This is a genomic window from Maribacter arenosus (genome assembly GCF_014610845.1).
Classification (GTDB): domain Bacteria; phylum Bacteroidota; class Bacteroidia; order Flavobacteriales; family Flavobacteriaceae; genus Maribacter_A; species Maribacter_A arenosus.
The window spans coordinates 446553-463626 of sequence record NZ_JABTCG010000002.1 but is presented as its reverse complement, the minus strand read 5'-3'; the positions used below and the strand labels follow the sequence as shown (position 1 = coordinate 463626).

General features: G+C 39.8%; 17 protein-coding genes. 15 read left to right on the top strand and 2 right to left on the bottom strand.

The window, feature by feature from the left end; translation table 11 throughout:
• The first annotated feature begins 7 nt into the window (after positions 1–7).
• The 10 genes from HPE63_RS07115 (at position 8) to HPE63_RS07070 (ending at position 8212) form a co-directional block, all read left to right on the top strand.
• Entirely contained in the window at positions 8–541 is a 534-nt protein-coding gene (locus tag HPE63_RS07115; RefSeq protein ID WP_188313562.1) for a GNAT family N-acetyltransferase, read from the top strand.
• A 22-nt stretch (positions 542–563) separates the two neighbouring features.
• The gene (locus tag HPE63_RS07110) at positions 564–1199 is read left to right on the top strand and encodes a hypothetical protein (RefSeq protein WP_188313561.1); all 636 of its coding nucleotides are present in this window, start codon (positions 564–566) and stop codon (positions 1197–1199) included.
• Complete coding sequence (gene hemF / locus HPE63_RS07105) at positions 1196–2101, top strand: oxygen-dependent coproporphyrinogen oxidase (RefSeq protein ID WP_188313560.1); 906 nt, start codon at positions 1196–1198, stop codon at positions 2099–2101. Before HPE63_RS07110 ends, hemF begins: the two co-directional genes overlap by 4 nt.
• A 10-nt stretch (positions 2102–2111) precedes the next feature.
• On the top strand, positions 2112–2711 hold the full coding sequence (locus HPE63_RS07100) for a hypothetical protein (protein WP_188313559.1): 600 nt from the start codon (positions 2112–2114) through the stop codon (positions 2709–2711).
• Between the two features lie 44 nt (positions 2712–2755).
• Positions 2756–3745 (top strand): porphobilinogen synthase, encoded by a 990-nt coding sequence (gene hemB, locus HPE63_RS07095; RefSeq protein WP_188313558.1) that lies wholly within the window; start codon positions 2756–2758, stop codon positions 3743–3745.
• A gap of 73 nt (positions 3746–3818) precedes the next feature.
• The gene (locus HPE63_RS07090) at positions 3819–5147 is read left to right on the top strand and encodes a serine hydrolase domain-containing protein (protein WP_188313557.1); all 1329 of its coding nucleotides are present in this window, start codon (positions 3819–3821) and stop codon (positions 5145–5147) included.
• A 40-nt stretch (positions 5148–5187) separates the two neighbouring features.
• The gene (locus HPE63_RS07085; protein WP_188313556.1) at positions 5188–6309 is read left to right on the top strand and encodes a CNNM domain-containing protein; all 1122 of its coding nucleotides are present in this window, start codon (positions 5188–5190) and stop codon (positions 6307–6309) included.
• Positions 6309–6782 carry a methylated-DNA--[protein]-cysteine S-methyltransferase gene (locus HPE63_RS07080; RefSeq protein ID WP_188313555.1) on the top strand — a complete coding sequence of 158 codons (474 nt, stop codon included), beginning with the start codon at positions 6309–6311 and terminating at the stop codon, positions 6780–6782. Before HPE63_RS07085 ends, HPE63_RS07080 begins: the two co-directional genes overlap by 1 nt.
• Before the next feature lie 250 nt (positions 6783–7032).
• Positions 7033–7746 carry a 3'-5' exonuclease gene (locus HPE63_RS07075; protein ID WP_188313554.1) on the top strand — a complete coding sequence of 238 codons (714 nt, stop codon included), beginning with the start codon at positions 7033–7035 and terminating at the stop codon, positions 7744–7746.
• 55 nt (positions 7747–7801) lie between these two features.
• The gene (locus HPE63_RS07070) at positions 7802–8212 is read left to right on the top strand and encodes a hypothetical protein (RefSeq protein WP_188313553.1); all 411 of its coding nucleotides are present in this window, start codon (positions 7802–7804) and stop codon (positions 8210–8212) included.
• On the opposite strand, the gene HPE63_RS07065 is transcribed toward HPE63_RS07070, so the two are convergent.
• Positions 8209–9183, bottom strand: a complete 975-nt coding sequence (locus HPE63_RS07065) for an endonuclease/exonuclease/phosphatase family protein (protein ID WP_188313552.1) — start codon at positions 9181–9183, stop codon at positions 8209–8211. The genes HPE63_RS07070 and HPE63_RS07065 overlap by 4 nt on opposite strands.
• 77 nt (positions 9184–9260) lie before the next feature.
• Here HPE63_RS07065 and hflX point away from each other — a divergent pair, with 77 nt between their 5' ends.
• Both hflX and HPE63_RS07055 read left to right on the top strand, forming a co-directional pair.
• Entirely contained in the window at positions 9261–10472 is a 1212-nt protein-coding gene (gene hflX / locus HPE63_RS07060) for a GTPase HflX (RefSeq protein ID WP_188313551.1), read from the top strand.
• Between the two features lie 1432 nt (positions 10473–11904).
• Positions 11905–13230 carry an alpha-L-fucosidase gene (locus HPE63_RS07055; protein WP_188313550.1) on the top strand — a complete coding sequence of 442 codons (1326 nt, stop codon included), beginning with the start codon at positions 11905–11907 and terminating at the stop codon, positions 13228–13230.
• 1 nt (position 13231) lies between these two features.
• Here HPE63_RS07055 and HPE63_RS07050 read toward each other — a convergent pair whose 3' ends face one another.
• The gene (locus tag HPE63_RS07050; protein ID WP_188313549.1) at positions 13232–14146 is read right to left on the bottom strand and encodes a hydroxypyruvate isomerase family protein; all 915 of its coding nucleotides are present in this window, start codon (positions 14144–14146) and stop codon (positions 13232–13234) included.
• Between the two features lie 194 nt (positions 14147–14340).
• On the opposite strand from HPE63_RS07050, the gene HPE63_RS07045 reads away from it, so the two are divergent.
• The 3 genes from HPE63_RS07045 to HPE63_RS07035 are packed head-to-tail and all read left to right on the top strand — an operon-like array spanning position 14341 to position 17025.
• Entirely contained in the window at positions 14341–15330 is a 990-nt protein-coding gene (locus HPE63_RS07045; protein WP_188313548.1) for a sugar phosphate isomerase/epimerase family protein, read from the top strand.
• Positions 15331–15342: 12 nt separating this feature from the next.
• Positions 15343–15786 (top strand): DinB family protein, encoded by a 444-nt coding sequence (locus tag HPE63_RS07040; RefSeq protein WP_188313547.1) that lies wholly within the window; start codon positions 15343–15345, stop codon positions 15784–15786.
• 12 nt (positions 15787–15798) lie between these two features.
• Entirely contained in the window at positions 15799–17025 is a 1227-nt protein-coding gene (locus tag HPE63_RS07035) for an MFS transporter (protein ID WP_188313546.1), read from the top strand.
• Positions 17026–17074 lie beyond the last annotated feature (49 nt).

Below are 17074 nucleotides of genomic sequence, written 5' to 3'. Positions count from 1 at the left end.
TGGTTTAATGCTATTTGACTTCGATGCCTATTTTATAGAACCCATTGCCGAGGAGGATGCTTGGAAACTCTGCGATTTCAGTATTGCAAATACGGAACGGTTAAAACGTTTTTTCCCAAAAACACTAGAACAGAACCTTACCCCTGACCTATCGAGGATTTTTGTTTCGAAGAAAGTAAAACAATTTCAGGAAAAGGAAGAGTTTCTTTTTAAACTCAAGGAAAAGGAGGGCCGAACGATTATTGGGCTTGTGTATATTAAAGAACTTAATTGGGACAAGAAACAGGCAGAATTGGCTTATTGTATCGGCTATCAATTTGAAGGAAGGGGTTGGGCAACACAATCTGTACAGGCACTTACGAATTACGCTTTTGACACCTTAGGACTTACCGATCTTCGAATTATCACCCATAAAACAAATCTGGCAAGCGTAAAGATTGCGAAAAAATGTGGGTACATCTGGCAACGAACCTTATTGAAAGAACATACACCCCCTGGTGAGGATGCCCTGGATATGGAACTTTATGAATTGTACGCATGAATCTTGCTCCTATTGATAATAAATGATGAATATCATAGAAAGATACAATCGTCAGTTTGAATATGCCGGTCTATTGATGACGCTGATCATTGCATTTCAATTTTATCGTCTTTGGCATAATCCAATTATTGGTGATACTCCCAAAATCATTACAATGGGCATTTTGGTAATCTTTGAATTTATAATGATACACTCGGGAGTACTCATGTCCACAATGCCAAAAAAGATCTCACTTTATGGCCTTTTACCATTTTATGGTTTATTCGCATTGGCTTTTAGTGCAGCTGCTCAAGATCCAATTGTCTTATTAATTTATTTGTTGGTCGTATTTAATAGAATGCGTTTTGCCTTTTCAGATGTCCCAAAGGTATTAAAGCAGCAAACTATTCTAAAGTCAATTCTGGCGGCTCTGGCATATTTTGTGCTAATATTTCCTTTTATTTTTGGAAGTGAACATGTACCAAAATGGGGAATGACCATGGACACATTGCAAGAAATAGGGTATCCCGGGGATTCAGATGCGGTCAGGCTATTTAATGAAATGCCTCATGTTGTAATTGCTTTTGGTTTTACTTACTATTGCCTACTTGCAATTATTGAAGTACTTGCTCTAAACCCACGATTTGGCGCCCCCTTTATAAAGCATCCTCAAAAATGAAAGATAAATTCTTCGAATACATCCAAAAACTACAGGATACCATTACGACCGCAGTGGAAGCTGTTGATGGTAGCGCAAAATTTCGCGAAGATCTTTGGGAACGGCCCGAGGGAGGCGGTGGTCGAACTCGGGTTATTGAAAACGGGATTGTTTTTGAAAAAGGAGGGGTCAATATTTCAGCCGTGCATGGGGCGCTCCCGGAAAGTATGCAAACCTATTTTGGTGTGGGGGACGCCGATTTCTTTGCTTGCGGACTCAGCTTGGTACTGCATCCTAAAAGTCCAATGATTCCTACGGTTCACGCCAATTGGCGATACTTTGAAATGTATGATAACCAAGGAAAAATCGTTGACCAGTGGTTTGGCGGGGGACAAGACCTGACCCCTTATTATCTGTTCGATGAGGACGCTGTACATTTTCATACCGTTTGTAAAAAGGCATGTGATGCCCATAATCCAGAATTCTACCCGGCTTTCAAAAAAAAATGCGATGATTATTTCTGGAATGCCCATAGAAATGAGGCTCGTGGTGTAGGCGGACTCTTTTTCGATTATTGCAAAGCAAACGAGACCATGAATATGAACGATTGGTATAATTTTGTAACTACGGTAGGGGATAGTTTTCTGGAAGCCTATGTCCCGATTGTCGAAAAAAGGAAAAAGCTTACCTATTCAAAAGAACAACGCGATTGGCAAGAAATTAGACGTGGGCGCTATGTGGAATTCAATCTGGTGCATGACAAGGGAACCCTATTCGGTTTAAAAACCAATGGTCGTATTGAAAGTATACTTATGAGTCTACCACCCCATGTTCAATGGCGCTATGACCATCATGCCGAAGTAGGCAGTGAGGAAGAAAGACTCCTTCAGGTTTTAAAGCAGCCTAAAAACTGGATTTTATAGTATTTTAGCTATGCGAAAACAACTATTTCTAATGGTCTTATTTATAAGTTTCGGTTTTACCTCTTGCAAGAGGTCAAAACCAAACAAAAGTGATATCGAAATAGGATTTAACCAGGATACTTTAGACGTAGGATACACCTATTGGTGGCCAGAATCAGGACCATTTTTAGGACAATGCGGGGATGAGCTTTCTTTGGTGTTCAGTGGTACTATTATCGATATCCTTGAACCTACTGATGAAGCCGGTCCCTTATACAAATCACAAAAAGGATTCATTAAGATCGACCGGGTATTTAAAATAAAGGATTTAGGTCCAAAAACCTATGCCAACCAGCAGTTTTTTGTCTCCGATTGTTTTGATGGCCTTGATTTAAAAAAGGACGATAAGGTATTGGTTTTCTGCTTTGATTATGAAAATGATCTTTGTATCCCGGGAGGAAAATCAATTTTAAAGATCAATACCCTGGATGACCCCTTGATCACATCGATAAAAAAATATATCGATGCAGACCAAAATGCGACCAAAATTAAAAAGGATATGGAATTATGGGAGAAACACGGTCTTGATGATGCCTTGCATAAGATTTTGGCGTGTGCGGAATCAGAATAGTAGTTTAGCCTAATTATAATTAACTTTAAAGCTTAAACAATAGTATGTATCCAATCATAAGAAACAGAAGATTACGTGCCTCAGAATCGATCAGAAGATTGGTACGGGAAACGAGTATTGGCCCAGATGACTTTTTGGTTCCCTTATTCGTCGTAGAAGGCAAAGGCATAAAAGAGGAAATCGCTTCCATGCCCAACTATTACCGTTTAAGTTTGGACCAACTGGAAAATGAGGTCAAGGAACTTTGGAAAATGGGCCTTTGCGCTGTTTTACTCTTCGTAAAAGTGCCGGAAAACCTTAAGGACAATAAAGGCTCAGAAGCCCTGAACCCCAACGGATTGATGCAGTTGGCGATTAAAAAGGTCAAAGACGCCTGCCCAGGAATGTTGGTCATGACCGATGTAGCCCTTGATCCTTATTCGTCCTATGGCCATGACGGTATTGTGGGTAACGGACAGATCTTAAATGATGAAACCGTAGAAGTTTTGGCCGAGATGAGTGTCTCCCATGCCGAAGCTGGAGCTGATTTTGTGGCCCCAAGCGATATGATGGACGGTCGAATCCTAACGATTCGTGAAGCCTTGGAAGATGAAGGGTTTACGAATACGGGAATCATGAGTTACAGTGCAAAATACGCAAGTTCATTTTATGGCCCTTTTCGTGATGCCCTAGATTCGGCCCCAGTGGACATTAAAAATGTACCCAAGGATAAAAAAACCTATCAAATGGATTTTGCCAATAGATTCGAGGCGATACGCGAAACCCAGATGGATATTGATGAAGGTGCGGATATCGTTATGATAAAACCTGGAATCGCTTATTTGGACATTGTTCGTGAGATACGAAACGAGGTCGATGTGCCAATTGCCGTTTATCAAGTGTCCGGTGAATATGCGATGTTGAAAGCGGCTGCTGAAAAAGGATGGTTGGATCATGATGCGGTGATGATGGAACAACTTTTGGCCATAAAAAGGGCCGGGGCCAATATTATTGCCAGTTATTTTGCAAAAGACGTGGTACGACTACTTGGTTAGTAATTTAAAGACTCTTGATATTCCTAAGCCTGTTGGCATTTATTTTCCAATATATGGATTTTATGCTTTACATATGAAAAAACTATTGTTTATACTTATTGGTTTATTTATTGCTAATGCCTATTCACAGGAGGATACGAAGGTTTCGCTCAAGATCATTAACCATGAAGGGTTGGCTTACGGAACACTTACTGCTATGGGAATGGATTCCACTTTCGTCTATCGGAAAGCCGATTCCATTATAACGAACGGTATAAAAAATAAGGCCTTCCCGGGCGCCCAGGTTTTGGTAGCCAAGAATAGTACGGTGGTATTCCATCAAAGTTACGGGTATCATACCTACGATAGTATACAACCGGTATCAAATGAAGACCATTATGATCTGGCCTCCGTGACCAAAATTGCTGCACCTTTGCTTGCTATCATGAAATTAGTAGATCAGGGGAAACTGAATCTGGATGTACCTTTTAGTACCTATTGGACAGATTGGAAAAACAGTAAGGACAAAAAAGACCTTAGCTTACGGGAAATATTGGCGCACCAGGCGGGGCTTACACCCTATATTGTATTTCTGAACGAAGTTATCCGAAAAAATGGGAAGTTAAAAAGACGGTTCGTTCGAACACGACCGAATTCCAGATTTAGCAATCAGGCCTATGATCATTTATTCGTAAAAAACCGCTTTAACCATAAAATGTATCGCATCATCAAGCGGTCGAAGGTCAACCAGGAAAAAAAATACCTCTATTCGGGACTCACCTTTTTGATATTCCCTGAGCTCATTGAACGGTTAACGGGTATGACCTATGATGCCTATCTTACCCAAAACTTTTATGTACCCTTGGGAACACCTACTCTAGGGTTTAGGCCTAAAACCAAGAATTTCCCGAACAAAATAGTACCGACCGAAATGGACACCCTGTTTAGGCATTCCCTTACCGAGGGTTGGGTTCATGATGAAAACGCCGCCCTTTTGGGCGGCATATCAGGTAATGCCGGTCTGTTCGCTTCAGCCACCGATTTGGCCAAACTCATGCAGATGTATCAGAATTTCGGAACGTTCAACGGGCATCGGTTTATTTCAGAAGCGACCTTGAAAGATTTTACCCGGGTACAATATCCCGACAATGAAAATCGAAGGGGATTAGGTTTTGACAAACCCTTGTTGGGGAATGATACCCTGATGTTGGAAAATGCCTATCCCGCCCCAGAGGCCAGTCCAGAAAGTTTTGGACATAGTGGTTTTACAGGGACTTTCGTATGGGCCGACCCCGAAAACCAATTGGTATTTATTTTTCTATCCAATCGGGTTTATCCGACACGGGAGCATCGAAATCTGTATGACCTTAATATAAGGGGCGCATTGCAACAAGTGTTTTATCAATCGATTATACCGGATTAAACTTCAAATATTACTAATTTAGTCCGCGCAAACCAAACTTATGGGATTACTGTTTTTTTACGCATTTATTTCCATCTTTTTCTCCTTTCTATGCTCCATATTAGAGGCGGTATTGTTGAGTATAACACCGACTTTTATCAACCTAAAGAAAAAGGAGGGAAAGGCGTATGCCAATACATTGGAAGCCCTTAAGAAAGATGTGGACAAACCTTTGATTGCCATTCTTACCTTGAATACCATTGCCCATACGGTCGGCGCTATTTTAGTCGGTGTTCAGGCTAAAGTGGCCTATTTAAACTTATATGGCAGTACCCAACGGACCATTTTAGGAATCGAATTTACCGAAGATCTTATGGTTGGTGTTGTTTCAACCGTAATGACCGTATTAATATTGGTAGCTTCCGAGATCATTCCCAAAACCATTGGCGCTACCTATTGGAAGAAATTATCGAATTTCACGGCGAAATCGCTTAAAATAATGGTTTTAATCTTGAAATGGACAGGGCTTTTATGGCTCTTACAGCTCTTTACCAAACTTGTCGGGGGTAAAGAACATCACGGTAGTGTCCTGAGTAGGGAAGATTTTACGGCTATGGCCGACATCGCCCATGAGGAAGGCGTGTTTCAGGAATCTGAATCCATCGTCATAAAAAACTTGTTGAAGTTCGATGAAATTTTGGCCAAGGATGTCATGACCCCTAGAACGGTAATGAAAATCGCTCCAGAAAATAAAACCATCAAGGCATTTTTTGATGAGAACCCAAAACTTAGGTTTTCCCGAATCCCAATCTACAAGGAAAAGGTTGATAATATCGTCGGATTTGTGTTAAAGGATACCGTCTTGGAGGAAATGATCAATGAAAATGGCGACCTACCTTTATCGAGCATAAAAAGGGACATTCTTGTGGTAGACCGCAATAAACCCATTCCAGACTTATTTGAAACCTTCATCTCACAAAAACAACACATCGCATTGGTCGTCGACCAATATGGCTCGGTAAGCGGGTTGGTGTCTATGGAAGATGTCATAGAAACACTCCTTGGGCTCGAAATCGTTGACGAAAGCGATAATGTGGACGATTTACAACACCTGGCCCGGGAAAATTGGAAAGTACGGGCAAAACGCCTTGGATTGATAGATGAGGATGCCAACATTGACTAATGGAAACAGCTTTCATACATACGCCCTTGGGTATCGCCAAATTGGAAGGTGATGAAGATGGATTGGCTTCCATTACGGTTTTGGATGATAAACTCCCGGTGAGTGATGTAATACCCGAGGTCCTGGAGGATGCCGTTTACCAGTTGGGGGAATATTTTGATGGGCGACGGCAAACCTTTAGTTTAAACCTAAACCCTACTGGTACCGAATTTCAAAAAAGGGTTTGGGTCGCATTACAAGAAATTCCATATGGAAAAACGGTTTCGTATTTACAATTATCCAAAACGCTTGGCGATGTAAAAGCCATTAGGGCCGTTGCATCTGCAAACGGAAAAAATCCTTTATGGATCGTCATTCCGTGCCATCGTGTTATTGGCAGTGATGGATCCTTGATTGGGTATGCAGGGGGTCTACATCGTAAAAAATGGTTGTTGAACCACGAAAGCCCGGCAAAGCAGCAATCCTTATTTTAAGATTTTCCGACCGTATGGTCTGTTTTACAAAATAAGAACCCGAATTATTGTCAAATCGTGTATTTCACCGAACAATTTTGGCTCTAAATATGTCATTAAGGTCTTAGACGGCCTAAATAAGCCATAGGTCACAGACCGCTCGGTCGGTTTTGACCCCTTATGGAAATCCCTCCATTTTCATTTATAAGTATCGATTTATTACCTAAATAAAGCCTGTGTACCATGTCCGATTTTGTTTGTATATTTAAGTATGTTACAGAAACTTCTACTTGAAAATATCCTGTTCTTAGATATCGAAACCGTTCCTGAAGTAGCGGATTACGATGAGTTGGATGATGTCAAAAAGGAATTATGGGAACACAAATCACAGTACCAACGCAAGGAGGAATTTACGGCGGAAGAGTTTTATGACCGTGCCGGGATTTGGGCCGAATTTGGAAAGATCATTTGTATTTCCGTTGGGTATTTCCATATCAAAGGGGATAAAAGGGAGTTTAGGGTCACCACTTTTCATGGGGAAGAATCAAAATTGCTCAAGGATTTCAAAAACCTTTTGAATACCCATTTTAAATATCCCAAAAACCTACTTTGTGCACATAACGGGAAGGAATTCGATTTTCCCTACATCGCAAGGCGTATGATCATCCATCGTATAAACCTACCTTATAAATTGGATCTATTCGGGAAAAAACCATGGGAGGTTCCCCATTTGGATACCATGGAACTATGGAAGTTCGGGGATTACAAACATTATACCTCCTTAAAACTGATGGCCAATATCCTAGGAATCCCCTCACCTAAAGAAGATATCGATGGCAGTATGGTTCGTGATGTGTACTATGGGGAAAAGGATTTGGAGAGGATCATTACCTACTGTGAACTTGATGTGGTCACAACCGCCCAAGTTTTCTTACGATTGCGCAATGAGGAATTATTGGTAGATGCTGAAATCAAAAAAATCTGAATAAAATAAAAAATACTGATCAGTATAATGATGGATTACCCAAAAAAAAAGCACTATGGAATTTTTTAGAATTGTAGATGTCGAAACTTCTGAGGATTCAATTACAGAGACCCTAACCTTGGAAAATCTTGAAAAAATGTCCGATGAACTAATATTGTTGGATCAGTTAGATGATAAAACCGCATTCATAGGAGGAATTTGGGGCGAGTTCACCTTAGAGCGCAGTATCATTAAAGGTGGACTGCGTTTTGTCCTGAAGGAATGTCCTAATGCCTTGGCGTGGACCATTACCACGGGTTATCCCCCCGCAGTTGATGCGTTGGTCGTTCATTTAACCATCAACAGGAAGGAAAAACCCTTGGAATTTATTGAAGAAGTCGAAGAGTTTCTTGAAGATCATTGTAACAAGTTAAGCACCCTCTTTATGGGAAAGAGTATAAAACCGGAGTTTAAAAGCAATGCTTAAGCATTGTACTTTAATTGGATATAAACCGGAAAATGATCACTATAACCTCCTAAGTACTTACGCCCAGCATAAGTGCGATATGGAGTGCCCTTGAATTTACCCTTCCATTCGGTCAATAAATGCTCATCAAAAATATTGGCATGGGCAAAACTATGGGTGCCTTTGCTATAATTAAAGAAATTATGGGAAACGATAATCTGATCGAATAAACTCCAACTCCTTCTATAATTGGCACTACCTCTTTGAGGGGAACCTAATTTCTCCATGGGATTATAAAGATCTGTGTCTTTTATCAACCATTGAATACTTTTAGAATCGGGATTATCATTAAAGTCTCCCATAATGATATAATTGGGATTTTGATATTGTTCATCGATTTGGGCCATTTTCGACTTAATGGTCTTAGCGGCCTCCAATCTTTTATACTCGGTGGCAATATCGCCGTCCCTACGGGAAGGCCAATGGTTTACGAAGACATGTACTTGCTCTCCATTAAGTTTTCCATGAACATACAATATATCCCTTGTGGTATCTCTTTCCCCCTCCAGATTATAAACCAATAAGGGAATGGGTTCGGAAAAAAGAACCTCAAAATGATCCTTATGGTATAATAAACCGGTATCTATGCCTCGTTCATCAGGGGAATCGTAATGCACATAACTATAAGCGATGTTTCTCAGGGGATCCGCATTGATCAAATCCTGGACGACCATTTCATTCTCGACTTCGGCAATCCCTACCAAAGCTGGAGGTCGTTGTGTAGATTCCAGGCCAATTTCTGAAATCGTCTTTGCCAATTTATGTACTTTTTTCCTGTAGCGCTTAGGGGTCCATTTCTTGTATCCTTTTGGAGTAAAATCGTCATCCAAGGTATCGGGATCATCGATGGTATCGAAAAGATTCTCAAGATTGTAGAAGGCCACCGTATGCAAACTATGTTTCTTTTTTTTCTTGAAGGGGAAGAATATCATGCCTTTGAATTAAGAGGAATCAAATTTACAAAAATAGCTAGGTCAGTATTGTGTAAATTTGCACATTAAATATAACTATGTTAGAAAAGAAATCCATAGAATACGAAAAAGTTGTCCTCATTGGGGTTATGCATAAAGATCAAGACCAAGATAAGGTGAAGGAATACCTTGATGAGTTGGAGTTTCTTACTTATACGGCAGGAGGGGAAGTTGTTAAACGATTTGTCCAACGTATTGACGTTCCCAATCCAAAGACGATGATCGGTAGTGGCAAGATGAAAGAGGTCGAAGCGTTTGTCGATGAACATGAGATCGGTTCGGTTATTTTCGATGACGAATTATCCCCGGGACAACAACGCAATATAGAAAAGCAATTGCGGTGTAAAATATTGGATCGCACGAGTCTTATCCTGGACATTTTTGCACAACGTGCCCAGACCAGCTATTCCCGAACCCAAGTAGAGTTGGCACAATATGAATATCTATTGCCAAGACTTACCGGTTTATGGACCCACTTGGAACGACAAAAAGGGGGGATAGGAATGCGCGGACCTGGGGAAACCGAAATTGAAACGGATAGACGTATCGTACGGGATCGAATTTCCGTGCTTAAGAAAAAGCTCTCTAAAATCGATAGGCAAATGGAAACCCAAAGGGGCAATAGGGGCTCATTGGTTAGGGTCGCCCTTGTTGGATATACCAATGTGGGTAAATCTACCTTAATGAACGTTATTAGCAAAAGCGATGTGTTTGCGGAAAACAAACTTTTTGCCACTTTGGATACCACGGTACGAAAAGTTGTTATTGGCAATCTTCCCTTTTTACTAAGTGATACCGTTGGATTTATACGAAAACTACCAACGCAGTTGGTCGAAAGTTTCAAAAGCACATTGGATGAAGTTCGGGAAGCTGATCTTTTACTGCATGTTGTCGACATTTCACACCCCAATTTTGAGGAACACATCGAATCTGTGAATAAAATTTTGGCAGAAATCGACAGTGCCGACAAAAAGACCATTATGGTATTCAACAAAATAGACCAATACCATCACCAAACCATAGATGAAGATGATCTGATTACGGAAAGAACCAACAAACATTTTACCATCGAGGATTGGAAACGTACTTGGATGCAACGCATAGGCGAGAACGCTTTGTTTATTTCAGCCTTAAACAAAGAAAACCTCGATGAATTCCGTAAAAGGGTCTATAATGTGGTCAGGGATATCCATATCACGCGTTTTCCGTACAATAACTTTCTCTATCCAGAACATTTGGACCAATATTAGTTGGCCTAAAATGTTGATGAACAGTGCCGTTCATCGATGAAATCGTACCGTTAATTTTTTCACCACATTTATGGTTGTGTTCACAACATAATTTAGGGCCATTGGGCCTTGAAAGCTATCTTTACATTGTAATTAAGTGATAGTGTTGACCCCAAATCATCGCCTGAACTTAACCGAAAAAAAGTGTGAGTTTCCCCAAACTAACACAAACCTATAAAAAGCTAATACCAAATTTTACAAAACCTACTTAACTAAAAAAAAACGCTCTTTGAAAAAAGGGCGTTTTTTAGTTTGAATGTATTTTTTAGCGTTTGTCATCTCGTAATAAAAGTGCCATTCATCGAGGAAATCGTACCGTTAATTTTTTCACCACATTTATGGTCGTGTTCACAACATAATTTAGGGCTTATCGACCTCGAGACATATCTTTACATTGTAATTAAGTGATAGTGTTGACCCCAAATCAATCCATGAACTTAACCTAAAAAAAGTGTGGGTTTCCCCAAACCGACACAAACCTATAAAAAGCTAGTACCAAATTTTACTCACCTACTTTTCTAAAAAAAGCCCTTTGTTAAAAGGGTTTTTTTTTACATCATTCTTAAAATGCTATCTCCGGATATATCGAAATTTTGGTATTTTATCGAACAAACCATACAATTTAACTGATTATACTACATTATTTATGCCATTCACAACAAATATTTAGGTGTATGGACTCTTGGAATTACATTCGCCATGTATTTATGATTACATATTGAAACCCAAAGAGATCATGAATTGACCTATGAATAAGTATTTGGGATTGACCAGTCCAAAATTGACAAAAGAATACTGTTTTTGACTGTTTGATTCGATTTATAAGAACCTACTTAATTAAAAAGCCCTGATTTGACTGTCAGGGCTTTTATTTTTGTATATCGTTATCTATCTAAAACTACTCAAAGGTATAGCCATCATCAAGACTATGATTGGAAATGGACTCATAGCGCTATGTCCTACTTTACTGCTTTTTAAAGTAATATGGGCTTATTGCTACAGAAAGCACATAGGCTGCAATATAGATTAGTAATATGATAGTGTATTTATCCATAGGTCACAAAATGTTATGATATATACGAATCAAATTCGTAAAAAGTTGTCGCTAAAAACGATAATACAGTAAAAAATATGTTAAAAAACCCTATACATCCCAACTAAAAATTAAACCGCTATAATACGTATTAAATTCCAGGTTTAGATAGCTGAATTTCCAGGCCTACATGTACGTCTATACGCTTAGACGACCATTTTTGTTTTATCTTTCTAAACAGAAAGTTAAATACAGGTTGTTTTAATTCAAGATCCATCCCTTTTTAATACCGGAACTAACAAAAGCTTTTATATATTTAATATCCATATTCGTTTATAATCCACTAAATCCAATTCAAAAATGAAGATCTGTAGACTTTTGTTCCTCTTAGTAGCTGTTTCCGCACTGACCAATGATTTAAACGCCCAAGAGGGTTATGTACCCACCCAGGAAAATTTGGACAATCGAACATGGTTCCAAGATGCGAAGTTCGGGATGTTCGTACATTGGGGTGTTTATAGCGTTTTGGGCGGTGGAGGTGATGAGGGTATTGCCGAGTGGATCATGAATAATAAAAGGATTCCCATAAAACAGTATGAAAAGTTGCCTTCCTTCTTCAATCCCATAAATTTCGATGCCGCAGAATGGGTTCGAATGGTCAAGGATGCAGGGATGAAATACATCACTATTACCAGCAAGCACCATGATGGATTCGCCATGTATGATTCAAAGATATCGGATTATAATATCGTCGATAAATCCCCTTATGGTAAGGATGTGATAAAAATGCTGGCCGAGGAATGCCGCAAGCAAAATATCAAACTCTTCTTTTATTATTCGCAGTTAGACTGGCATCATCCCGATTATTATCCTAGGGGAAGAACCGGTCAGGAGTTTACCGGAAGGGATGAATCTGGAAACTGGGAGGACTATCTGGAGTATATGAACACCCAATTGACCGAATTGCTGACGAATTATGGGCCAATAGGGGGCATTTGGTTCGATGGTATGTGGGATAAAAAAGATGCAGACTGGCAAGAAGGAAAGACCTATCAACTGATACATAACTTACAACCTGGGGCATTAATTGGTAGTAACCATCATGTAAAACCATATCCCGGAGAGGATTTTCAAATGTTCGAACAAGATTTGCCTGGTGAAAATACTACGGGGTGGCAGGGGTCACATATTAGTGAATTGCCTTTGGAAATGTGTTTGACCATCAATGGTTCATGGGGTTTTAATATAAAGGACCAAAATCATAAATCGCCCAAAGAGTTGGTACAGTTGCTGGTGAAGGCCGCAGGCCGAAATGCAAACCTCTTATTGAACGTTGGTCCTATGCCGAATGGGGAGATCCAACCTGAACACAAAGCCTCATTAAAGGCTATGGGCGATTGGATGGACAAGCATGGGGAAACCATTTATGGTACGCGCAAAGGAATCGTGGCCGCCGAGGATTGGGGCGTCTCTACCCAGAAGGGAAAAAAGTTGTACCTCCATATTTTGGATTGGGATAAGGATGTTTTGTTGGTTCAACCCTTTCGGGAAAAAGTACAATCCGTTGTTTTCTTTGCCGACAAAAGCAAAGTAAAGTATCGCTTGGACGACTATGGTCTTATTCTGGAAATTCCAAAAAACAAAAAAGATGAGGTAGATACGATTTTGGAGATTACCTTAAAATAAACTACAAAAAAGCATCAACCTTACGGTAGGCGTCTATTACAGCTTGTTCCCCGGATTTGTCCGGTTTAGAATTTCCGTGTTCCATGCCCAAGATACCCTCAAAACCTTTGTCATAGATCCATTTAAACACGTTTTGATAGTTGATTTCACCCGTTGTAGGCTCATTGCGCCCTGGGTTGTCACCTATTTGTATATAGGCGATTTCATCCCAAGTAAGATCCATATTGTGGATCAAATGCCCTTCATTCTTCTGCATGTGATAGATGTCATACAATATTTTACAGGATGGGCTATTTACGCTTTTACAGATCAAATAAGTCTGTTCGGAGGTGCGTAAATGTAAGTCGGGCGAATCGGAGAGTGGTTCAAGCACCATAACCAATCCGTGGGGTTCTAGAATGTCGGCACCTCGCCTTAAGGCCTCGATAACATTGGCGTTTTGAATTCCGATCGGAAGGTTTCTTTCGAATCCACCCGGGACAACGGTCATCCACTTAGCATTTACACGTTTGGCCACTTCGACCGCTTTTTTACATCCATCTAAAAAGATATCGATATATTCCTTCTTACCTGCGGCCAAGGTATTGGCCATATTGCCACCTTTATCGACCACGAATACGCCCATGGTCATATTGCGCTTGGCAAGTGTCTCACCCATCTTTGTTTGGAGTGCCAAATCGCGTTTCATCATTCCGTTATCCTCGAAAGCGGTGAAGCCCTGATCTGCCATAAAGTTGATCTGGTCAATTGGGTCTTCACCAGCATGGTGTCTGAACATACCTAAATGTGGGGCATATTTTAAATTGAAGTTGTGTCCTACATCCGTATTGGTGTTTTTGCCGAAAGCCAATTGCCCCCCAATCATAAGGGCGCTACTTGTAAGCGTGGTCTTTTGAATAAAGCTTCTTCTTTTCATTATGGAAATTTTCGTTATGGGCCTTTCTTTTAAAGCTACTATTTTTGTAGTTCCTGTAAGTATTCATTTGAAAACATAGTCAAGATATTAAATTGTTTGTCTTCTTAAAGTATAAATATTAAATAAATTCTCTACATTTAGTATCCCTAGTTTTAGACAAAAGACAAATTAATAACCCACCTTTATTCAAGTAGATGAAAAAATCCGAATTATTCCGAACAAGCATAACATTTTCCCTGATACTGTCGATTTTTACAATTAACTCGTGCAAGGAAGTTAAAAAGGAGAATGCCGATACATTAGAGGCTTCTGAAATGGAATCCGAGACGTCTGAACCGTTTTTTGATTTGTCCTTGGCCCAATGGTCCATTCATAAAATGATACGTAATGATGATGTTGTCCCATATACATTTGCGGAAAAAGCCAAAGGTTGGGGTTTTACGGGATTGGAATATGTAAGTCAATTATATCCTGCGGATCTTGAGAACAATGAGTATTCCGATGAGGCCATAAACGCTTTTGTTGAAAAATCGAATGCCGAGGCCAAAAAGTACGGGATGCGTAACGTGCTGATCATGATCGATCGCCAAGGTGATTTGGCCGTGAGTGATGCTGCTGAGAGAAAGGCAGCTGTGGAAAGACATTTTAAATGGGTAGATGCCGCTGCTAAAATGGGTTGTCATTCCATTAGGGTTAATCTGGCAGGGAGTGATGTACCCGAAGAATGGATGGCAAATTCAATAGACGGACTTACCCAATTGGCCACCTATGCAAAGGACAAGAATATCAATATTATTGTAGAGAACCACGGCGGATTCTCATCGAATGGCGCAATGCTTGCCGAGGTAATGACGAAGGTAGATATGGATAATTGTGGAACATTACCTGATTTCGGCAACTTTTGTATCAAACGTTCCGAAACGGGTTGTGCTCAGGAATATGACAAGTACAAAGGGGTTAAGGAATTAATGGTTCACGCCAAAGCGGTAAGTGCAAAAGCCCATGATTTTGATGAAAAAGGGAATGAGACCGAAATAGATTATGCAAGAATTCTTCAAATTGTAAAGGATGCTGGGTATTCCGGTTTTATCGGGGTTGAGTATGAAGGCAATGTTCTTAGTGAGGAAGAAGGTATAATCGCAACCCGTGATTTATTGATAAATGCGGCCAAAAAGATCAAATAGCATATGGATTCTATGAAGGTATTTTTTAATCATTTATTTGATTACAACTTTTATTGCAATAAAAAACTGATTGAAGAATGCAGCAAGTTGAATGATTTGTCAGAAAAGAGTAGTGAGCTTTTTAGCCATATCCTCAATTCACATCATTTGTGGAACGCAAGGATTCTCTCCAAATCGAGTGATTATGAATTTTGGCAGATGCATCCTATTTCAACTTGGGGGGATTTACACTATGAAAATCAACGAAATTCTTTCGAAATCGTTACCAACACCAATGATTTTGAAAAAAGGATCGATTATGAGAATACCGAAGGAAGGTTATTTACCAATACCGTCCAGGAAATGCTTTTTCAAATCATAAACCATTCTACGCATCATAGGGCCCAGATTGCCATGGATTTTCGTGCCAATGGTTTGGAGCCTATCAACATGGATTATGCTTTTTACAAGCGGTAAAGTCAAAAAGAAATGAAAACAAGAATCCGGGTTCAATTATCATTGATGATGTTCCTGGAGTTTTTTATTTGGGGTGCCTGGTATGTCACTATGGGAACCTATCTGCCTAATACATTGCATACAACCGACCCTGAAACGGCAATGGCCTATGCAACGCAATCATGGGGTGCTATTCTTGCCCCTTTTATAATCGGGTTGATTGCCGATAAATACATAAATGCCGAGCGTGTTTTGGGAATATTACATCTTTTAGGGGCGCTTCTGATGTACCTCTTGTATAGTGCCCCTGATTTTGCGCTTTTTTATCCCTACCTATTGTTTTATATGGTCATGTACATGTCGACCTTGGCATTGGTCAATTCGGTGGCGTTCAATCAAATGGAAGATCCAGCAAAGGAGTTTTCTTTTATTAGGGTATTCGGCACATTAGGATGGATCTCTGCGGGATTGTTGATTAGCTATTTAAGTTGGGATTCCGCCGAGGGAATTTCCAATGAAGCCCTTAAATATACATTTCTAATGGCTTCAGTTTGTTCTGCAATTCTCGGGGTTTTCAGTTTTACCTTACCCAAAACGCCCCCTATGAAAACTCGTTCGGAAAAGGCCTCGATTTCAGATATTTTAGGATTGGATGCTTTGGGCTTATTGAGGGACCGAAACTTTCTTTACTTCTTTATTTCGTCTATTTTGATATGTATTCCATTGGCCTTTTATTTTCAGAATTTAAGTGTATTCCTTACGGAATCAAAGGTCGAAAATTCAACGGCATGGTCGTCATTTGGTCAATTTTCAGAGATTTTGTTCTTGTTGTTATTGCCATTTTTTTTGAAAAAATATGGGTTTAAGAAAACCATTTTGGTAGGGATGTTGGCTTGGGTTGTTCGGTATTTACTTTTTTCATATGGCAATAATGACAACTTATTCCCGCTCTTGGTTTTAGGTATTTTTCTGCACGGAATCTGTTATGACTTTTTCTTTGTTTGCGGGCAGATTTATACCGATAGTAAGGCAGGGGAAAAATATAAAAGTGCCGCACAGGGTTTGATAACCTTGGCGACGTATGGTATTGGGATGTTAATCGGTTTTTGGATTGCGGGCAAGATCACCGATTTTTATGTCATCGAAAATGCAGGTCATGATTGGGCAAGTGTCTGGCTGTTTCCTAGTGGCTTTGCATTCTTTGTACTCATTTTCTTTGCACTATTTTTTAAAAATGAGAAGATAACCTATAAAGCTTAGTAATTTTATATAAATTGAAAATCAATTTTATTGCATCCATAAATTAAAT

Excerpts from the sequence above, each read along its gene's own strand:
- HPE63_RS07100 (WP_188313559.1), top strand. The coding sequence starts at position 2,112 with ATGCGAAAACAACTATTTCTAATGGTCTTATTTATAAGTTTCGGTTTT.
- HPE63_RS07080 (WP_188313555.1), top strand. The coding sequence starts at position 6,309 with ATGGAAACAGCTTTCATACATACGCCCTTGGGTATCGCCAAATTGGAA.
- HPE63_RS07070 (WP_188313553.1), top strand. The coding sequence starts at position 7,802 with ATGGAATTTTTTAGAATTGTAGATGTCGAAACTTCTGAGGATTCAATT.
- HPE63_RS07090 (WP_188313557.1), top strand. The coding sequence starts at position 3,819 with ATGAAAAAACTATTGTTTATACTTATTGGTTTATTTATTGCTAATGCC.
- HPE63_RS07050 (WP_188313549.1), bottom strand. The coding sequence starts at position 14,146 with ATGAAAAGAAGAAGCTTTATTCAAAAGACCACGCTTACAAGTAGCGCC.
- HPE63_RS07110 (WP_188313561.1), top strand. The coding sequence starts at position 564 with ATGATGAATATCATAGAAAGATACAATCGTCAGTTTGAATATGCCGGT.
- HPE63_RS07065 (WP_188313552.1), bottom strand. The coding sequence starts at position 9,183 with ATGATATTCTTCCCCTTCAAGAAAAAAAAGAAACATAGTTTGCATACG.
- HPE63_RS07040 (WP_188313547.1), top strand. The coding sequence starts at position 15,343 with ATGAAGGTATTTTTTAATCATTTATTTGATTACAACTTTTATTGCAAT.
- HPE63_RS07035 (WP_188313546.1), top strand. The coding sequence starts at position 15,799 with ATGAAAACAAGAATCCGGGTTCAATTATCATTGATGATGTTCCTGGAG.
- HPE63_RS07045 (WP_188313548.1), top strand. The coding sequence starts at position 14,341 with ATGAAAAAATCCGAATTATTCCGAACAAGCATAACATTTTCCCTGATA.
- HPE63_RS07075 (WP_188313554.1), top strand. The coding sequence starts at position 7,033 with ATGTTACAGAAACTTCTACTTGAAAATATCCTGTTCTTAGATATCGAA.
- hflX (WP_188313551.1), top strand. The coding sequence starts at position 9,261 with ATGTTAGAAAAGAAATCCATAGAATACGAAAAAGTTGTCCTCATTGGG.
- HPE63_RS07085 (WP_188313556.1), top strand. The coding sequence starts at position 5,188 with ATGGGATTACTGTTTTTTTACGCATTTATTTCCATCTTTTTCTCCTTT.
- HPE63_RS07055 (WP_188313550.1), top strand. The coding sequence starts at position 11,905 with ATGAAGATCTGTAGACTTTTGTTCCTCTTAGTAGCTGTTTCCGCACTG.
- HPE63_RS07115 (WP_188313562.1), top strand. The coding sequence starts at position 8 with ATGCTATTTGACTTCGATGCCTATTTTATAGAACCCATTGCCGAGGAG.
- hemF (WP_188313560.1), top strand. The coding sequence starts at position 1,196 with ATGAAAGATAAATTCTTCGAATACATCCAAAAACTACAGGATACCATT.
- hemB (WP_188313558.1), top strand. The coding sequence starts at position 2,756 with ATGTATCCAATCATAAGAAACAGAAGATTACGTGCCTCAGAATCGATC.